Annotated in this window: 13 protein-coding genes; 6 read left to right on the top strand and 7 right to left on the bottom strand. The window is 61.4% G+C overall.

Translation table 11 applies throughout. The features are described from left to right. Window positions 1-20 precede the first annotated feature (20 nt). Both aroC and AACH73_RS16405 read right to left on the bottom strand, forming a co-directional pair. On the bottom strand, window positions 21-1,127 hold the full coding sequence (gene aroC, locus AACH73_RS16410) for a chorismate synthase (protein ID WP_272741840.1): 1,107 nt from the start codon (window positions 1,125-1,127) through the stop codon (window positions 21-23). A 170-nt stretch (window positions 1,128-1,297) separates the two neighbouring features. Next, the gene (locus tag AACH73_RS16405) at window positions 1,298-2,029 is read right to left on the bottom strand and encodes a DnaJ C-terminal domain-containing protein (RefSeq protein ID WP_272741841.1); all 732 of its coding nucleotides are present in this window, start codon (window positions 2,027-2,029) and stop codon (window positions 1,298-1,300) included. Window positions 2,030-2,150: 121 nt separating this feature from the next. Here AACH73_RS16405 and pdxH point away from each other — a divergent pair, with 121 nt between their 5' ends. Further along, window positions 2,151-2,801: a pyridoxamine 5'-phosphate oxidase gene (gene pdxH, locus AACH73_RS16400; RefSeq protein ID WP_272741842.1), complete on the top strand. Its 651-nt coding sequence runs from the start codon at window positions 2,151-2,153 to the stop codon at window positions 2,799-2,801. Window positions 2,802-3,200: 399 nt separating this feature from the next. Here the strand turns inward: pdxH and AACH73_RS16395 are convergent, their stop codons facing one another. Beyond that, window positions 3,201-3,815: an HAD family phosphatase gene (locus AACH73_RS16395; protein WP_338735897.1), complete on the bottom strand. Its 615-nt coding sequence runs from the start codon at window positions 3,813-3,815 to the stop codon at window positions 3,201-3,203. A 94-nt stretch (window positions 3,816-3,909) separates the two neighbouring features. Between AACH73_RS16395 and AACH73_RS16390 the strand changes: the two genes are divergently transcribed. The 4 genes from AACH73_RS16390 (at window position 3,910) to AACH73_RS16375 (ending at window position 10,163) form a co-directional block, all read left to right on the top strand. Further along, on the top strand, window positions 3,910-5,358 hold the full coding sequence (locus tag AACH73_RS16390; protein ID WP_272741844.1) for a bifunctional aminoglycoside phosphotransferase/ATP-binding protein: 1,449 nt from the start codon (window positions 3,910-3,912) through the stop codon (window positions 5,356-5,358). Between the two features lie 149 nt (window positions 5,359-5,507). Next, window positions 5,508-6,311, top strand: coding sequence for a DUF1499 domain-containing protein (locus tag AACH73_RS16385; protein WP_338735896.1), 804 nt, complete (start codon window positions 5,508-5,510; stop codon window positions 6,309-6,311). Window positions 6,312-6,386: 75 nt separating this feature from the next. Then, window positions 6,387-6,536, top strand: coding sequence for a hypothetical protein (locus AACH73_RS16380; protein WP_272741846.1), 150 nt, complete (start codon window positions 6,387-6,389; stop codon window positions 6,534-6,536). Window positions 6,537-7,088: 552 nt separating this feature from the next. Further along, the gene (locus AACH73_RS16375) at window positions 7,089-10,163 is read left to right on the top strand and encodes a TonB-dependent receptor (RefSeq protein WP_338735895.1); all 3,075 of its coding nucleotides are present in this window, start codon (window positions 7,089-7,091) and stop codon (window positions 10,161-10,163) included. A 165-nt stretch (window positions 10,164-10,328) separates the two neighbouring features. Here AACH73_RS16375 and rpmG read toward each other — a convergent pair whose 3' ends face one another. The 3 genes from rpmG to topA all read right to left on the bottom strand — a co-directional run bounded on the left by rpmG (window position 10,329) and on the right by topA (window position 16,468). Further along, the gene (gene rpmG / locus AACH73_RS16370; protein ID WP_013480935.1) at window positions 10,329-10,496 is read right to left on the bottom strand and encodes a 50S ribosomal protein L33; all 168 of its coding nucleotides are present in this window, start codon (window positions 10,494-10,496) and stop codon (window positions 10,329-10,331) included. 435 nt (window positions 10,497-10,931) lie between these two features. Further along, entirely contained in the window at window positions 10,932-13,313 is a 2,382-nt protein-coding gene (rnr, locus tag AACH73_RS16365; protein WP_338735894.1) for a ribonuclease R, read from the bottom strand. A 530-nt stretch (window positions 13,314-13,843) separates the two neighbouring features. After that, entirely contained in the window at window positions 13,844-16,468 is a 2,625-nt protein-coding gene (gene topA / locus AACH73_RS16360) for a type I DNA topoisomerase (protein ID WP_338735893.1), read from the bottom strand. A 201-nt stretch (window positions 16,469-16,669) separates the two neighbouring features. On the opposite strand from topA, the gene AACH73_RS16355 reads away from it, so the two are divergent. After that, a complete protein-coding gene (locus AACH73_RS16355) occupies window positions 16,670-16,855 on the top strand; it encodes a hypothetical protein (protein ID WP_338735892.1) in 186 nt (61 codons plus the stop codon). Window positions 16,856-16,860: 5 nt separating this feature from the next. On the opposite strand, the gene dprA is transcribed toward AACH73_RS16355, so the two are convergent. Beyond that, on the bottom strand, window positions 16,861-18,006 hold the full coding sequence (gene dprA / locus AACH73_RS16350) for a DNA-processing protein DprA (protein WP_338735891.1): 1,146 nt from the start codon (window positions 18,004-18,006) through the stop codon (window positions 16,861-16,863). Window positions 18,007-18,008 lie beyond the last annotated feature (2 nt).

Genomic DNA, 18,008 nt, shown 5'->3' with positions numbered 1-18,008 from the left:
GGGCTCAGCCCCTGCACCCATTACACGCCCGGCACAAAGGCCGCGCCGCCGGTCTGGCCGCGATGGCGCAGACAGGCGTCGAGCAGGGTGCAGCTCATCATCGCCTCGGCCACCGGCACGGCACGGATACCGACGCAGGGGTCGTGGCGGCCCTTGGTGCGGATATCGACGTCCTTGCCGTCAATGTCGATCGACTGACGCTCGGTCAGGATGGACGAGGTCGGCTTTAGCGCCAGCCGCGCCACAATCGTCTGCCCCGTCGAAATGCCGCCCAATATGCCGCCCGCGTGGTTCGATAGGAATTCGATACCGTCCGGTCCCATGCGCATTTCATCGGCGTTCTGTTCGCCGGACAGGGTAGCCGCGTTGAAGCCTTCGCCGATTTCCACACCCTTGACGGCGTTAATCGACATCAGATTGGCCGCAAGGTCCGAATCCAGCTTGCCATAGATGGGCGCGCCCCAGCCGGCGGGCACGCCTTCGGCCTGCACCTCGACCACCGCGCCTATGGAGGAGCCCGCCTTGCGTATGCCGTCGAGATAGTCTTCGAATTGCGCCAGCGTGCTGGCGTCCGGCGAAAACAGCGGGTTCTGATCGACCTGCGCCCAGTCCCAGTGCGCGCGGTCGATGGTGTGGACCCCCAGTTGCACGAGGGCGGCGCGCACCGCGATCTGCGGCCCGATCAGGGTTTTCAGCACCTTCAGCGCCACGGCCCCGGCGGCGACGCGCGCCGCGGTTTCGCGCGCGCTGGAGCGGCCCCCGCCGCGATAGTCGCGGATACCGTACTTGGCAAAATAGGTGTAGTCGGCGTGGCCCGGCCGGAACTGACGCGCGATTTCACCGTAGTCCTTCGAGCGTTGATCGGTGTTTTCGATCAGCACCGAAATCGGCGTGCCGGTCGTCTTGCCCTCAAACACGCCCGACAAAATCTTCGCTTCGTCGGCTTCGCGGCGCTGGGTGACAAAGCGCGAGCCGCCCGGCTTGCGGCGGTCGAGCGCCCCTTGCAGATCGGCCTCGGACAGCGCAATCCCCGGCGGGCACCCGTCGATCACGCAGCCGAGCGCCGGACCGTGGCTTTCGCCCCAGGTGGTAACGCGGAAAAGATGACCGAAGCTGTTGTGCGACATGGAGCCAGCGCTTTCCGAAAAGTGGGACGCACTTTTCGGATACAAAAGCGCGTTAAGCCTAAAATCAGAGCGTAATTTCGCTTCAACTTGAACGAAATACGCTCCAGCCTTTTTTATGCCGTGGCCTTACGGCACTTCTGCGGGGCGCGCAACTCAATCGTGCTGAAGTCTTAAGCCCACTTGCGGTGAAATTCGGCCAGCAGGTCTGAGGCCGGGCGCATAGGCGTCTCAAAGGCCTCAAAACGCAGATGCAGATCGCCCGCCGGATAGCGTGCCGTGGCGGGCAGGCCCAAGCCTTTAAGCGTCAGGCGGTTATCGACGGCGTCGCTCAGATCGACCGTCTGCGGGCCGTGCGGTGTCTCGACGCGCACCTGTCCCCCCAGTCGCAGGCGGCGGGCCTCGACCGGCACGGTTAGACACAGATCATGACCCTCGGCGTGCAGGTCCTCGCGGCGTTCGATCTCGATGCGGAAAACGTGCTCCGTACCACCGGGCCGTGCGGCCTTAAGCCGCAGCCGTTCCCCGTCGCGCAGGCCCGCCGGCAGGGTGATGCGCAACGTCTTGCGGTGCATCAGGCTGCGACCCGGTCCGGCGTCATGGATCAGTTCCAGCGGCAGGGGCACATCGGTGACAATGCCGCCCCCCGTGACGGCTGTCTCGACGCTGAGACGCAGGGGCTCTGCCGGGTCGGACAGTTCTTCTATGATTTCCGATATATCCGGCCCATTCCTGAGCTGTCGCATCAAAAGATCGCGGGCCAGAATCAACCGTCGCAACGGCGCATCTGTGCCGTTCAGGTCCGGATGTGCCCGTTTCACCCGCTGGCGAAAGGCCGCTTGTACGTCTTGCGCGCGGATCGGTTCACTGAGACCGAGGAGGCCGAGGGCGGAGGTTCTGTTCATTCTGAAGAGACGGGCCGGAGATATATTGACGCACTGTGCTCCCCTATGGTCAACAGCGGGTTAACAAACCCATTATAGCTCTCCGCCGCAGGCGGGGAGACACCGGTCTGGAGAAACCCCTATGTCCCGTTCCGATCTGATTCCTCCCAGCCCTGACTATGCCGATGCCCATGCCGCGAACGAGGCCGATATCGACGGGGCCGAGCCGTTTGATCTGTTTGGTCAATGGTTGATGGATGCGCGCGGCAAGGAGCCGAACGACCCGAACGCCATGACGGTGGCCACGGTGGACCCGGAAGGCATGCCCGACGCGCGCATGGTGCTGCTCAAGGATTTCGACCGGCAGGGCTTTGTTTTCTATACCAATACTGAGAGCGCCAAGGGGCGTCAGATTCTGGAGGCGCGCAAGGCCGCCCTGTTGTTTCACTGGAAGTCGCTGCGCCGTCAGGTACGTATCCGTGGCACAGTCGAACTCGTCAGAGAGGCCGAGGCGGATGAATATTTCGCGTCGCGCGCCCGCAATTCGCAGATCGGGGCCTGGGCGTCGGAGCAGTCACGGCCACTGGAAAGCCGCTTTGCGCTGGAAAAGCGCGTCGCCGAATATGGTCTGAAATTCGGCATCGGGGCGGTGCCGCGCCCGCCGCACTGGACGGGATTCCGCATCGTGCCGACGGAGATGGAATTCTGGCGCGACAAACCGTTCCGGCTGCACGACCGCCTCAAGTTCGAACGGGCCGGCGACGGGTGGGTGAAGTCGAAGCTCTATCCGTAAAAAGTGCGAAACCTGGAGGCAGTTCGGGTGCTTTCTTAGGAACCACAGATTACACAGATTTTGAGTCTCAGATGACCTTATGGGGGGAGTCTAAAGTCGCGCAGCGCCAATCTGTGCAATCTGTGTAATCTCTGGTTCTCAATAATGTCAGAGCGTCGGTCTAAGGCCGCCGCGTGGGCGCGACTTAGGAATCTGCGCATCGAAGACATTAGCCAGCGGTCAAGGTACCACGCTCGTGAACGCGTAAGCATTTTCACCACGGATAGACACGGATGACGGCCTTTCGGCGGTCGTCACGGATGGTCAGCGCGCGATTAAACCGTCATAAGCTCAGAATATCCGTGGGTGCCCGCGGGCGGGCAGCATCCGTGTCTATCTGTGGTTAAACCTTATTCCCTCTCACCACCCGGATGGATCGGGGCTGTAGAAGGGCCGCACGTCCGACACGCTGAGGCCCGCTGTATGGGCGGCCTCAATACCTTCGTCGCTGTCCTCATAGGCATGAGCTTCGGACGGCGCGACGCCCAGACGGCGACAAGCCTCAAGATAAAGGTCCGGGGCAGGTTTACCGACGCCCGTATCTTCAAACGCCACCACGGCGTCAAAGCGCTCATAAAGTCCGATGGCTTTCAGAGTGGCCTCGACAATTCCCTTTTGCCCGCCGGAACAGACCCCTAGTTTCAGCTTGCCATAACAGGCCCTGACCAGCGCTTCGGTGGCCGGGATGGCCTGCACGGCGTCGATGTGCGCCAGAAACAGGGGTGCGTTGCGTGCGGCGACGGCCTCGGCATCAAACGCCGTGCCGGTTTCCTGCGCCACGGCTTCCAGAAGGGCTTTGCGCGACCAGCCCAGCCGCGCGGCGTAAAAGTCAGCGCGAAAGTCGATGCCAAAGGGGGCCAAAGCCGCCCGAAACGCCCGGTAATGGGCAGCGAAGGTGTCGGCCAGAGTCCCGTCACAATCGAAGATCAGGGCTTTGGCGTGTGCGGGTGGGTGCAGCGAGTCAGCGAACATCATCCGAACTGTCTATACCAACCACCGCGTCATGGCTTGACGAAAAGACGGCGGGAGTCCAGACAGACGGGGTTTTCCTGTGTTCTGAGTATCCTGCATGACCGACGCCTTTTTGCCCGACGCGCTACCTGATGCCCTTATTGCGCACCTGTCCGAAGGGGCCGATGACATCATCACGACCTCCTGCGCCGTGGTGATCCTGAAGGGCAAGCGCGCCTACAAGGTCAAAAAGAGCGTCGATTACGGCTTTCTCGACTTCACCTCGGTCGAAAAGCGCCGCAAGGCCCTGCTGCGCGAACTGCGCTACAATCAGCGCATGGCCGCCGACATCTATCTGGGGGTTGAGGAAATCAAAGGCGAAAGCGTGCTGGTCATGCGCCGCTTCGACACGGCGGGTGTGCTGGCTGAACAGAGCCAGTTGCGCGCCGACTGGACGCCCGATCCTGACCTGATGCACGATCTGGGGCAGATCATCGCGCAGTTCCACGCCGGCTCGGAAATCTGCCGCGATGCCGAGCACGAATTTAACGTCAAATACGTCATCGACTCGAACAAGAAGAATATCGAGGTCTTCCGCGAGGAACTGGGGGCCGAGGCTGTTGATGCCTATGACCGCGCTATTCAGGCCGCCTATGCGGAACTGGTCGAGGATGTGAAACGCCGCTTCGCCGAAGGCTATGTGCGTCATTGCCACGGCGATCTGCACCTCGGCAATATCCTGATCGAGAACGACAGGCCGGTGCTGTTCGACTGCATCGAGTTCAATGAGCGGCTAAGCCAGATCGACGTGCTCTATGACCTCGCCTTCCTGCTGATGGACCTGTGGGTGCGGGGGCATGACGTCGCTGCCAATACCGTGCTCAATATCTATGTCGAAAAGGCCGCGCGGCTGGAGGACGACATCCACAGCGTCTATGCCGGGCTGAAACTGCTGCCGCTCTATATGTCGGTGCGCGCCGGGGTGCGCTGTCACGTCAATGCCAACTATGGCGGCACGCCCAACTACGCCATGGAAAAGGCGAAGATGTATCTCCAGGCCGCGCACGCCTTTCTGGAAATGAAGCCGGCGGAATTACTGGCCGTCGGCGGCCTGTCCGGGTCGGGCAAGAGCACCCATTCGCGCCATATTGCGCCGCAGACGGGGCGTGCCCCCGGCGCGCTGGTGCTGCGTTCGGACGAGATGCGCAAACGCCTGTGGGCCTGCCCGGAGTTCGAGACCCTGCCGAAGGAGGCCTATACGCCGGAAGAGAATGCGCGCGTCTATACGCACATGTTCGATCTGGCACGCACGGCGGTGCGGAGCGGTCAGTCGGTGATTCTCGACGCCACCTTCCGCAATCAGGACCGGGCGCGTGAGGCGAAGGCGCTGGCGGAAACGCAGGGCGTCGCCTTCCGCGCCCTGTGGATGGACGTCCCGGCGGATGAGCGGCTGCGGCGCGTCCTGCAAAGGCGCAATGATGTGTCGGACGCCACGCCGGACATTGCCGGGGCGCAGACCGATCCGGCGCTCGATACGGACCTGTGGACGATGACGCCGAATCCGTGATCGAAACCAAGGTAAATATCGCGTGAACAGGTGCATTTTTGACACGTTCCCTGCGTATAGTTCGCGCGATAACAGGTAGGCCGGTGACGACGCCTTGCGATTAGCCGAGGGTCCGCTGGGGACAGTAAAGTTTTTAAGGCTGGGACAACGTGCCGGACGAAGTGACGCATTTTGACGCCGAAACCGCGGTAGATACGGGGCAGGGGCGCAGGAAGGGCCTTGGCTTTGCGCCGGTGGCCTTTGTCATCAGCCTGTTTGCCCCCCTGACCTATGGCGTGGCCATGCTGGCGACGCGCAGCGGCTACATCAGCTATGATCTGGGTTTCAACACCATCGCCCTGACCTATGTGCCCAAGATCGCCACGGTGTCGATGATTCTGTCGGCCCTCTCGCTGCTTATCTCCGTCTTCAAGGCGCCGAAGACCTACGGGCCGTGGGCCCTGGCGGCGGTGATCGTCTCCGGTTCGGTGCTGGCGGGCTATTACGCCTATGAGCTGCGCCTGAAGGCCAACCCGCCGATTCACGAGGTGGCGACTGACTGGGAGCGCCCGGTGACCTTTTCGAGCAAGCTGACCATGGCGCGCGGTCCTTCGGCGCATCCCGTCGAGGATTCGCCCTATGTCGGGCGCAACGTCGCCTATGAATGGGCGGGGCAGTCGCTGGCGGCGATCAATGCGCAGACCTGTCCCATGGCCTCCTCCATACCCGGCCGTCCCAAGGATGCGGCGGCTGTGGTGCGTATTCTGCGGCAGGAAGGCTATGTCGTCTTCGGTCAGTCCGACTGGCGCGTCGAAGCCATCTGGGAAGATCCGTGGTGGGGCAATCGCTCGGACCTGGTCGTGCGGCTCGATCCGGACAAGACCGATATTCGCTCGGTCAGCCGCGAAGAGGCCGTCGATCTGGGCGGCAACTGCAAGCGCGTCACGGCGCTGATCCAGCGCCTCAAATCCTGACCCCACGGGGAATTTTGCCACACCGGGCGGCTTAAGACTTGCTTAACCCTCTCCATCTGAGGAGAGGAGGCCGCCATGTTGTCCCGTTTTGGCTATATTGTCTCAAAACGCGCCCTTTATCTGGCGACGGGCTGGCTGATCCTGTTTGCAGCGCAGTTGAGCGTCGCCAGTTGTACGCCGGAACCCGTCACGGGCTATGCCGTGCGCATCAGCGCCGAACGCTGAGCGGCCCGCGTAACACCAAGATAAAACATCAGTTTCCGTAGCGGCCGCTCCATAAATCGCGGCCGCCTCATTTATGTTGCATTGCAATATAGCGAACAGCGTTCCTTAAAAATAAGTTTCTTTTGCAACATTGTGCGGCTCGCGGGCCGTGGCAAATAGGTCGCCTCTCTTTTCACTTTTATGGGGATAATTTGCTCCCCAAAAGGCGAAAAACTGAAAATTTCCAGACCATTCGTTGAATGTGGCAGACTCGGCAAGGAAATAGCCGACGCTTACCACCTTACAGTTTTGTAATTAATGCGCTGAAAAAACGAGAGAATTTTATTTTCAGGTCGTGGCAACTCCCTCAGTAGCCTCATTTTTTAGGCGATTGAAAGGCAGCGGTTTCCGGTGTGACTTAATTGGAACAGGTTGCAAACGTTATTTAATCTTTAGTGACGCGCGATTGACGGATTTATGACGCGGGTGCCTTACTTTCGCCAACAGCTCATAAAGGGCTGGATAACAGTGGGCTTTGACCTCTCTTCAAGGCCCCAAATCCGGAGAACTAGAGTGATCAACAAATCGAAGCGATCAGGCCTGATGGTCTCGACGACGCTGTGCGGCGCGTTGCTGTCGGCCATGGCGTTGACTGCGGTAACGTCGATTGTGCCTCAGGTGGCTATGGCCCAGAGTGCGGTGGGTACGGTCTATGGTAAGGCCGCGGCGGGTGAAACCGTCACCCTGACGGATAAAGAAACCGGCGTGGCGAATACCTCCAAGGCCAACGCCTCCGGCGATTTCAGCTTTGCCCAGCTCCCCCCCGGTGAATATACGGTCAAGCTTGCCAGCGGTAAGTCCGTCGACGTCACCGTCGTGGCCGGTAGCGGTGCCCTCGCTGACTTCAGCGTTACGGAAGTCGTGGTGCGCGGCTCGCGCAGCAACCTGAACCGTATCGACGTGAAATCGACGGAATCGACGACCATTCTGACGGCGTCTCAAATCGAAAACCTGCCGGTTACGCGCGAAATCTCGGCTGTGGCCCTGCTCGCACCGGGTACGCTGGCCAACGGTTCGCCGGCAGACTTCGGCAATACGGTCAGCGTTGGTGGTTCGTCCGTCGCTGAAAACGGTTACTACGTCAACGGTTTTGACGTTACCAACATCCGTAAGTTCCTGTCCTATGCTAACCTTTCCTACGATGCGGTTGGTCAGCAGCAGGTCAAGACGGGTGGTTACGGTGCTGAATACGGCCGTTCGCTCGGCGGTGTGATCTCGGTCGTGACCAAGCGCGGTACCAACCAATGGCGCTACGGCGGCTCCGTGACCTACGCCCCGTCCGAATGGGATGCCAAGGCGAAGGACGCGCTTTCGATTGATCCGGCTAAGCGTAAGCCTGCGACGGCTGCCAGCCCGAACGAGCCTGAACCCTATCTGGCCTATCGCAGCGCCAACCGCTATACCGAAGCCCTGTGGACCAACTGGGTCAGCGGTCCGATCATCGAAGACAAGCTGTTCATGTTTGCTTCGCTCGAAAAGGGCAAGCAACAAACGGATACTTTTGGCGTCAACACGTCGCAGCGCGTGGTCAACACCTCACCGAACGGCTTGCTGAAGCTCGACTATTATCTCACGCCGAAGCACCACTTCGAATATACGGGCATCCTGAACAAGTCGATCGACAAGGTTCAGAACTTCAAATATACCGACGTTAACCAGTATGGTAAGCCGTTGAAGTATGTTGGTGCGCATCAGGCCCCGACGTCAAACTATGACGTGGAAAACGGCGGCTATGTCCATATCCTGAAGTACACCGGCGAAATCACCGATAATCTTACCCTGTCGCTCATGGGCGGCAAGCTGTACAGCGTCAATGGTGCGCGCAACCCGGCGGTTGCCGATCCGGCCGGTGCGGCCTGTATCGCGGCTTACGATTCGCGTGGTGCTGACGCCACTGCCCTGAACTATATCGGGTGCTGGAATGAGGATCAGTTCACGATCCCCGATCCCGCAGCGCCGAAGGAAACCGACGAGCGCAAGGCCTATCGTGCAGACATCGATTGGCGTTTGGGCAACCACACGGTGCGTTTCGGCTACGACTCCGAAACCTTCGAGTCGTCCAAGCGCGGTGAAACCTATTCCGGCCAAAAATACTGGCGTTACTATCAGCGCACCAATAATCAAACGGTTTCTGGTGTGGTTGTTCCGGCTGGTACCCTCTACGGACGTCTGCGCGTTTACCAAACCGGTTCCGCTTCGTACAAGATCGAAAACTCGGCCTTCTATATTGAAGACAGCTGGCAGATCACCCCGACCCTTATGCTGTACGGCGGTCTGCGTTCGGAGTCGTTCTCGAACTACAACTCTAACAACGAACGCTTCGTCCATGCCGACAACACCATCGCCCCGCGCCTTGGTTTCTCTTGGGACGTCAACGGCGACTCCAGCTTCAAGGTCTTCGGTAATTTCGGCCGCTACTACATTCCAGTGGCTGCGAACACCAATATCCGTGCTTCGGGCGTGGAGTGGACCGAAGAGAGCTTCTTCTACGTGGGTGGCGTGAACACCGCGACCGGTGCCCCGACCTCGATCGGCGCGCAAATCGGCAGCACCTCGCTCAACGGTTCCAAGACGGCACCGTCGGCGGCTTCGGTGGCCTCGGAAAATCTGGAGCCGATGTTCCAGGACGAGTTCATTCTGGGCGCTCAAAAGAAGTTCTCGGATGAGCTGACCCTCGGTCTGCGCGCAACCTACCGTAAGGTCCAGAACGGCTTTGATGACCACTGTACCTACAGCCCCTACCAAAACTGGGCGAAGGACAAGGGCTACACCAACTTCGATTACCACGATGTTGCGTCGTGCCAGATCATCAACCCCGGCAAGGATGTCGTGCTGGAGTTCGACAATAACGGAACGGGTACGCCGACCCAGAACACTATCCCGGCCAGCTATTTCAAGCTGCCGGAATATGACCGCGCCTATGCCGCCCTTGAGCTGTTCGGCAGCTACAATGTTGGCAAGCTGAACCTGAACGGTTCCTATACCCTGTCGAAGAGCTACGGCAACTCGGAAGGCTATGTGAACACGACCCTGGGGCAGTCGGACGCCGGTCTGGTGCAGGACTTCGACAACTATCTGTTCGAAGTTGGTTCGCGCGGCCTGCTGCCGAACGATCGCACTCACTCTCTGAAACTGTTCGGTAACTACCGCCTGACGGAAGAGTTCAACCTGGGTGGCTTCCTGCAAGTCACGTCGGGCCGTCCGATCAACTGCACGGGCTATGTGGACACCACTGACCCGACGCTCTCGGCCGCCGACAAGGGGCAACTGGCTCTTTACAGCGCCTCTTCGTTCTACTGCTCACGTGCTGATGGCACAAAGTATGTGGCCGAACGCGGTACGCTGGGGCGGACCCCGACGACGGTGACCTTCAATTCGCAGGTTCAGTACCGTCCGAATTGGGCCAACAATCACGTAGCCTTCTATCTCGACGTGTCGAACCTGTTTAACTCGCGTGAAACCCTCACTGTGCTGGAAACTTCGCAGCGTGGTGGAGCGAGCGCAGCCACTTATGAGCCCAACTATGGCCGTCCGCTCAGCTTCCAGACCCCGCGGTCTGTTCGTCTGACGATGCGCTATAACTTCTAATCCAGCCTCTCTGTTGGATGAACGGAATGGCAGGCCTTCGGGCCTGCCATTTTCGTTTTGTGTCTGCGTATGCGGGCTTTCTAATCGTGTAACGAACGCGCAAACAAAAACCGCGCCCGGAGAGCCGGACGCGGTTTTTTGTATTATCTGCCGTGAAGCGTGATCTTACTTGATCTTGCCTTCGCGGAATTCGACGTGCTTGCGCACAACCGGGTCGTACTTCTTCAGCACGAGCTTTTCGGTCTTGGTGCGGGCGTTCTTCTTGGTGACGTAGAAGAAGCCGGTGTCCGCCGTCGAGTTCAGGCGGATCTTGATGGAGGCGGGCTTAGCCATGGCGGAACCTTAACAAACGGATCGCGACCAACGGAATCTCCAGGCCGCACAAATATTCAGGAGCGCGGAAAATACGCATCCACGCGCGGAAGTCAATGGCCAATATGGCCCCGGCTTCGATTTCCCTGAACTATAAACGCCAGGCGCGGAAAAGGCCACAGGCTGCGCTTGGCCTGTGTTATCCCCTGTGCTCGCCATAGGCCCGATGCGCCTCTGCCTGACGCCAGGCGTCCATAAACGGCGCGTCGCTGCCGTAGGCGCGGGCGCGTCTGGCCACCCATGGGGGGCGGTCTGCGCGACAGTGACAGGGGGCAGACGCTCGCTCATGCCGCTCAGTGTCCGACAGGCCCCGTAAGAAAGCCATCCCCCGTTCGCCCGCCCGTGAGAGGCAAGGCGTTGGGGGCAGGGGGCTTTCGCATAAACAGACGGTAGGGATTAGCGCCGCTTGCCCTTCTTGGTCTTCGATTTTTCGGTAATGCCCTTCTGGCGCGCTTTGCCCGTTTTGGGGCTACCCTTCGGCCCGCCCGGTCCTTTGCGGCGCAGCGCCGTATCGACTCGCGAGCGCACGCCCAGACGCGGGCGCGGGGCGTTGGGATCGGGGGCTTCGGGCTCGGACAGGGCCTTGAAGACCAGCCCGCCGGTCATCGGCATGGCCTCCAGCAACTGCACCTCGATCTTGCGCCCCAGCGTCCAGCGGCGGTGATGGCGCTCCCCCACCAGCGCGTGGGCCGTGTCGTCATGGATATAGTAGTCATCCACGAAGGACGAGGCGGGGATGATGCCGTCGGCCCCCGTTTCGGTCAGCTTGACGAACAGGCCAAAGCGCGTGACGCCGACGATGCGGCCTTCAAACGTCGCCCCCACCTTGTCCTCAAGGAAGGCCGCCACGTAGCGCTCTATGGCCTCGCGTTCGGCCTGCATCGAGCGCCGCTCGGTGGCGGTGATGTGCTCGGCCGTATCGGCCATGGTCTTGACCTCATAGTCGGTCAGACCGTCGTCCCCCAGCTTGAGCGCGCGGATCAGCGCGCGGTGCACGATCAGGTCGGCATAGCGGCGGATCGGCGAGGTGAAGTGGGCATAGCGGTCAAGATTGAGGCCGAAGTGGCCGAAATTCTCGGCGCTGTAATGGGCCTGCATCTGGGTGCGCAAAACCACCTCATTGATGATTTCGGCGTGCGGCCCGTCCTTCTGGCTGTTAAGCAACTGATTGAAGCGCTCGGTGCGCGGCGGCTCGCCCTTGTTCCACGGCAGACCGATCGTGGCCAGAAAATCGGCCAGATTGCCGACCTTTTCGAGGCTGGGCTGTTCGTGCACGCGATAGATCAGCGGCGTTCTGTGCTTTTCCAGCGTCTCGGCGGCGCAGACATTGGCCTGAATCATCATCTCTTCGATGAGCTGATGTGCCTCAAGGCTGACGCGGGCGGTGATGGCCACGACATTGCCCTCGGAATCGAGCTGCACCTTGCGCTCAGGCGAGTTGATGGCCAGAGGCTGACGCTCGCGCCGGCCGCGGCTCAGGCAGGCGTGCGCGGCCCACAGGGGCCTCAGGAGCGTATCGAGGATCGGTTGCGTCTTGTCGTCGGGCGTGCCGTCGATGGCCGCCTGCGCCTGCTCATAGGACAACTTGGCGGCAGAGCGCATCAGGCCGCGCACGAACTGATGGCCGATCTTGTTGCCCTCGGCATTGAAGACCATGCGCACGGCCAGGGCCGCGCGGTTTTCGCCTTCCTGAAGCGAGCACAGGCCCGACGACAGCACGTGCGGCAGCATGGGCTCCACGCGGTCCGGGAAGTAGGTCGAATTGCCCTTTTCGCGGGCGTCGCGATCCAGAGACGAGCCCGATTTGACGTAGTGGGCCACGTCAGCAATGGCCACCCACACGACGTAGCCGCCGGGATTGCTGTCGTCATCATCGGCATGGGCATAGACGGCGTCGTCGTGGTCGCGGGCGTCCTGCGGGTCAATGGTGATCAGCGGCAGGTGGCGCAGGTCCTCGCGCCCTTTGAGGTCCGGAGCCTGCGCGGCCTCAGCCTCGGCTTCTGTTGATGAGTCAAAGCCGACCTTCAGCCCGTGGGCATGGATGGCCATGATCGAGGCGATGCGCGGGGAGTCTTCCTTGCCGATCACCTCGATCAGCCTGGCGGGCTTGGGGCCATAGCGGTGGTTGCCACCTTGCGGCGCGGCGATCACCACATCGCCGTCTTCGAGGGCGTCGATGGCCCCGGCGACGAGGGTGTAGCTGTCCTTCGACTTGCGATCGACGCTTTCGAGGCGGATGTCGCGCGGGCCCTTGCGCGCCTTGCCGATGCGCACGACGCCGACCAGCTTGGGCGCGCCCTGATCCAGCACCTTGACGAGGTGGGCGATCCACTCCTCAGAGGTCTGCTCAAAGCGCACATAGATGCGATCGCCGACGGCCGGGGGTGTCTGGGCGATGGCTTTTTTCAGCGGGGCGAGGCGGGCCAGAGGCGGCTTGTGCTTCAGCTTCGGATGGTCCGACATTCCATTTCTTTGGCCCCACTTGACCCACAGATCGCCGTCTATGTCGCGCTCGACAACTTCGGCGACGCCGGTTTCGGGCAGGGCACCGACGGCCCCGAACGACTTGCGCCCGCTCTTGTTCAGCTTGCCGGAGTCGGCCAGTTGCTTGAGCCTTTGGCGCAGCGCGCGGCGGTCTTCGCCCTTGAGGCCGAACTGCCGGGCCAGGGCGCCGACATCCAGCTCACGGGCGGACTTTAGAACTTCGAGGAGGGTGTCGTCATCCGGCAGGCCATCAGGCTTTTTTTGTGCTGGGCGGGGCGTAGAGGGTGTTTTCATGAGTCGCACTGTAAAGGGTTTGGCGGTGCGAGGCGATGTTTTCTTATGGCCGCCCTTCTCCTCCCTGTGCCGAAGGCATGGGGAGGTGCTGAGCGTAGCGAAGCGGATGGGGGATAGCTCAGGTCTTTATCAAACGCTCAGTGGCCAATTGTGACGCATCTTCGAGATTTAAAGGTAGCGGCGCGGTGTGTACACTGATGCAGTTATCCCCCTCCGTCGGCTCATTGCATTCGCCGCCACCTCCCCATCGCTGCGCGACAGGGAGGGGAGGGGCTGTCATGTCTCCTCCCTGTGCCGAAGGCATGGGGAGGTGCTGAGCGTAGCGAAGCGGAGGGGACGACTCAGGCCTTGCCCAAACGCTCGATGGCAAGTCGGTACACGCCTTCGGCCACCTCATCCGCATCGGCCATTAGTTCGAAAGCGGGCGCTGCGCTTCGCTGGCGGTCCCCCTCCCCATCGCTACGCGACAGGGAGGAGAGGGACTGTCCTGTCTCCTTCCCCTGCCTGCGGCACAGGGAGGAGAGGGGAGGTTAAGCCTCCGCCTTGGCTTTTTTTGCCGGAGTCTTTTTAGCGGCTGTCGTTGCCTTCTTTGCCGCCGGTTTTTTCGCGGTGGCCGCCTTCTTGGCCGGGGCTTTTTTTGCCGCGGTCTTTTTCACGCCGCCCTTGGCCTCAATGAGCGCCAGCGCCTGTTCCAGCGTCACGTCTTCGGGCACGGTGTCCTTGGGGATGGTGGCGTTGACCTTGCCGCACTTGACATAGGGGCCATAACGACCGGCCATGACCTGAATGGCGTCGCCCGATTCCGGGTGCGCCCCCAACTCTTTCAACGGCGCCACCGATGAGGCCTTGCCCTTGGCATTGGCGCGCTTTTCGGCCAGCAGCACGACGGCACGGTTGAGGCCCACTTCGAAAATGTCGTCGAAGCTCGGCAGGTTGGCATAGGTCTTTTCGTGCTCGATAAACGGCCCGAAACGGCCCAGTGCCGCGGTGATCGGCTTACCGTCTTCCGGGTGGTCGCCGACTTTTCGTGGCAGAGACAACAGCTTCAGCGCGCGGTCGAGGTCAATCGACGCCGGTGGCCAGGCCTTGGGCAAAGACGAGCGTTTGGGCTTGTCGTCCTTGGACTCCGCCTCGCCAAGCTGCACATAGGGGCCGAAACGTCCGATTTTGAGCGACACCACCTTGCCGGTCTCCGGATCATTGCCCAGTTCGCGGTCACCGGAGGCCGCAGCGTCTTCCCAGGCGTTTTCCGGGTTGCCGACGGGGCGGGTATATTTGCATTCCGGGTAGTTGGAGCAGCCGACAAAGGCCCCGAAGCGCGAGGTCTTCAGGCTCAGTTGACCCGTGCCGCAGGTCGGGCAGGCGCGCGGATTGGAGCCGTCGCCCTTGTCCGGGAAGATGTGCGGCCCCAGCGCGTCATTGAGGCGGTCCAGCACTTCGGAGACGCGGAATTCGCTGATTTCACCGGCCTTGGCGTGGAAATCCTGCCAGAATTCGCGCAGCAGCGCCTTCCAATTCAGATCGCCCGCCGAAACGAGGTCGAGCTTTTCTTCAAGGTCGGCGGTGAAATCGTACTGCACGTATCGCGAGAAGAACTGATCGAGGAAGGCGGTGACCAGACGGCCCTTGTCTTCCGGGATAAAGCGGTTCTTGTCCATGCGCACATAGTCGCGGTCGCGCAGCACGCTGAGGATCGAGGCGTAGGTCGAGGGGCGACCAATGCCCAGCTCTTCCATGCGCTTGACCAGCGAGGCTTCGGAATAGCGCGGCGGCGGCTCGGTGAAGTGCTGGGCGGGCTTGATGTCGTGCACATCGACCAGCGTGCCGGTGCGCAGTTGCGGCAGGCGGCCACCGTCCTCGTCCGTCTCGTCGTCCTTGCCCTCTTCGTAGAGCGCCAGATAGCCGTCGAAGGTGATGACCTGACCCGTGGCGCGCAGACCGATCGACTTGTCCTGATTGAGCAGGTCGATCGTGGTCTTTTCAACGCGGGCGGCCTCCATCTGGGCGGCCATGGTGCGCTTCCAGATCAGTTCGTACAGGCGCGCCTGATCGCCTTCGAGACGCAGGGTCTCCGGACGGCGGAAAATGGAGGTCGGGCGGATGGCTTCGTGGGCCTCCTGCGCGTTCTTGGCCTTGACCTTGTAGAGGCGCGGTTCGGCCGGCACATAGGCGCTCCCGAAGCGCTCGCCCACAGCCTTGCGAATCTCGCCGATGGCCGCCGGGTCGATAAACACACCGTCGGTCCGCATATAGGTGATCAGGCCGGTCGTTTCGCCGCCAATATCGACGCCTTCGTAAAGTTTCTGGGCCGTCTGCATGGTGCGCTGCGCGGAGAAACCCAATTTACGCGCCGCTTCCTGTTGCAGGGTCGAGGTGGTGAAGGGCGGGGGCGGGGTGCGCTTGCCCGGCTTCTGTTCGACCGATTCGACGGCGAACTTCGACAGCGAGATGGCCTTGCGCGCGGCTTCTGCCTTTTCGGCGTCGTTGAGGTCGAACTTGGCGAGCTTCTTGCCGTTCAGAACGTTCAGACGCGCCGTAAATGGCGGCGAATTGGCCGATACCTCGGCATCGACGGTCCAGTATTCTTCGGACTTGAACTTTTCGATCTCCAGCTCGCGATCGACGATGATCTTGAGCGCCACCGACTGCACACGACCGGCCGAACGCGCGCCCGGCAGCTTGCGCCACAGAACCGGCGACAGGGTAAAGCCCACGAGGTAATCGAGTGCGCGGCGCGCCAGATAGGCCTCGACCAGCTCCATGTCGATCTGACGCGGGGCGGCCATGGCCTCCTGAACCGAAGCCTTGGTGATGGCGTTGAAGGTAACGCGTTCGACGATCTTTTCCTTCAACACCTTCTTTTTATTGAGAACTTCCAGAACGTGCCACGAAATAGCCTCGCCTTCGCGGTCGGGGTCGGTGGCCAGAATGACGCGGTCGGACTTCTTGGCGGCATCGGCGATGTCGCTCAGGCGCTTTGAGGCCTTGGCGTCCACCTCCCAGCTCATGGCGAAGTCTTCGTCCGGTTTGACCGAGCCGTCTTTCGAGGGCAGGTCGCGCACATGGCCGTAGGAGGCCAGCACGGTGTAGTCCTTACCCAGGTATTTGTTGATGGTTTTGGCCTTGGCCGGGCTTTCGACGATGACGAGGTTCATGAGGTCTTTAATAGGAGGAAAACGGACAATAGCAATAAGCGGTCGCTTAAAATCCCCGCCAACATGGGCTTGTGCGGCCAGCGTGTCAACGCAGAGGCGAAATTCCATCCGGCGGCGGGTCATTTTGCCGGTTGCAACTTTAAGTTAAAAATGCCTATTATTCATACTTAAGATGAGTAAACGTCAAACCCAGATATGTTCATGAGTGACACGCCTTCTCCCCTGCCGGAACCGACGGCCTATATTACCGATGACGAACAGTGGGCCGAGGTGATCCGCTATATCCGCGATATGACGAAGGAGTTGTCGGTGCTGGCCGAACGGGCGCAATGTCCGCCGCTGAGCGACTGCCTGCGCAAGGCCTATCAGAAGGCGAGTACGCTGTAGGTCACTTATCCGCGGATATACTGCCCGTCAGAGGTCGTGACGATCAGGCCGGCGATTTCCAGCTCCCCCGGGGCCGCCAGACCGACACGGGCCGGGGCCCCGCTGAGGCGCAACAGGTCTTCGCGCGGGGTGGGGACGGGACTGATCAGGCTCAGCAGGCGGTCACGCAGGGAGTCGATGGCCTCATCGAGGTCGGTATCGTCAAACGCACTGACGGCGTGCAGCGGCACGGTGGGCGCAGGGCTCTCGAACAGGGTCATCTGGGCGTCAAGCGTGCGCAGGATGTCGTCCACGCCTTCGCACAGGGTGGCACCCTGACGGATCAGGTCATTGGTGCCGCGGCAGCGCGGATCAAGCGGCGAACCGGGCACGGCAAACACCTCGCGCCCCTGTTCGTTGGCCAGTCGCGCCGTGATCAGAGAGCCGGATTTCAGCTCGGCCTCTACCACAATCGTGCCGCGCGTCAGGCCGCTGATGACACGGTTGCGGCGCGGAAAGTCTCCGGCGCGGGCGCGATACCCCACCGGGCTTTCGGAGATCAGCACGCCATAGGTGCGAATAGCCTGATAAAGGTCGGCATTGTCGGGCGGATAGATGTCATCGACGCCACCGCCCAGCACCGCCGCCGTCCCGGTCTTGAGGCTGCCCGTATGGGCCTGCGTATCTATGCCGCGCGCCAGCCCGGAGACGACGAAAAAGCCCGCTTCGCCCAGCTCTCTGGCCAGGGCGTGCGCGATGCGCTGACCCGCCGCCGAGGCGTTGCGTGCGCCGACAATGGCGATGGCGCGGTCGGGCAGGGCGGTCTGTTCGCCCAGCATCCACAGGACGGGCGGCGCGGCAGCGACGTCGGCCAGCAGTTTGGGATAGGCTGTGTCCCCCAGCACGACCAGACGCGCCCCGGCGGCACGACCGCGCGCCATTTCCGCTTCGACGGCCTCAATCGGGGCGGGGACGATGCCGCCGCCGGCGCGTCTGGCGATCATAGGCAGGTTTTCGACGGCCTTCACGGCGCTGCCGAAGCGCAGGATCAATTGGTGGAAATGCACCGGGCCGATACGGTTCGTGCGCGCCAGCCGTAACCGCGCAAAGCGTTCCGCGTCGCTGGTGCAGGCGGGAAAGCGTCCGAAAAAGTCCTCCCCCCCGTCGCTCATGG

The sequence above is a fragment of the Asticcacaulis sp. DW145 genome, from assembly GCF_037101385.1.
Taxonomy (GTDB): Bacteria; Pseudomonadota; Alphaproteobacteria; order Caulobacterales; family Caulobacteraceae; genus Asticcacaulis; species Asticcacaulis currens.
This window is presented reverse-complemented; position numbering and strand designations above follow the sequence as displayed.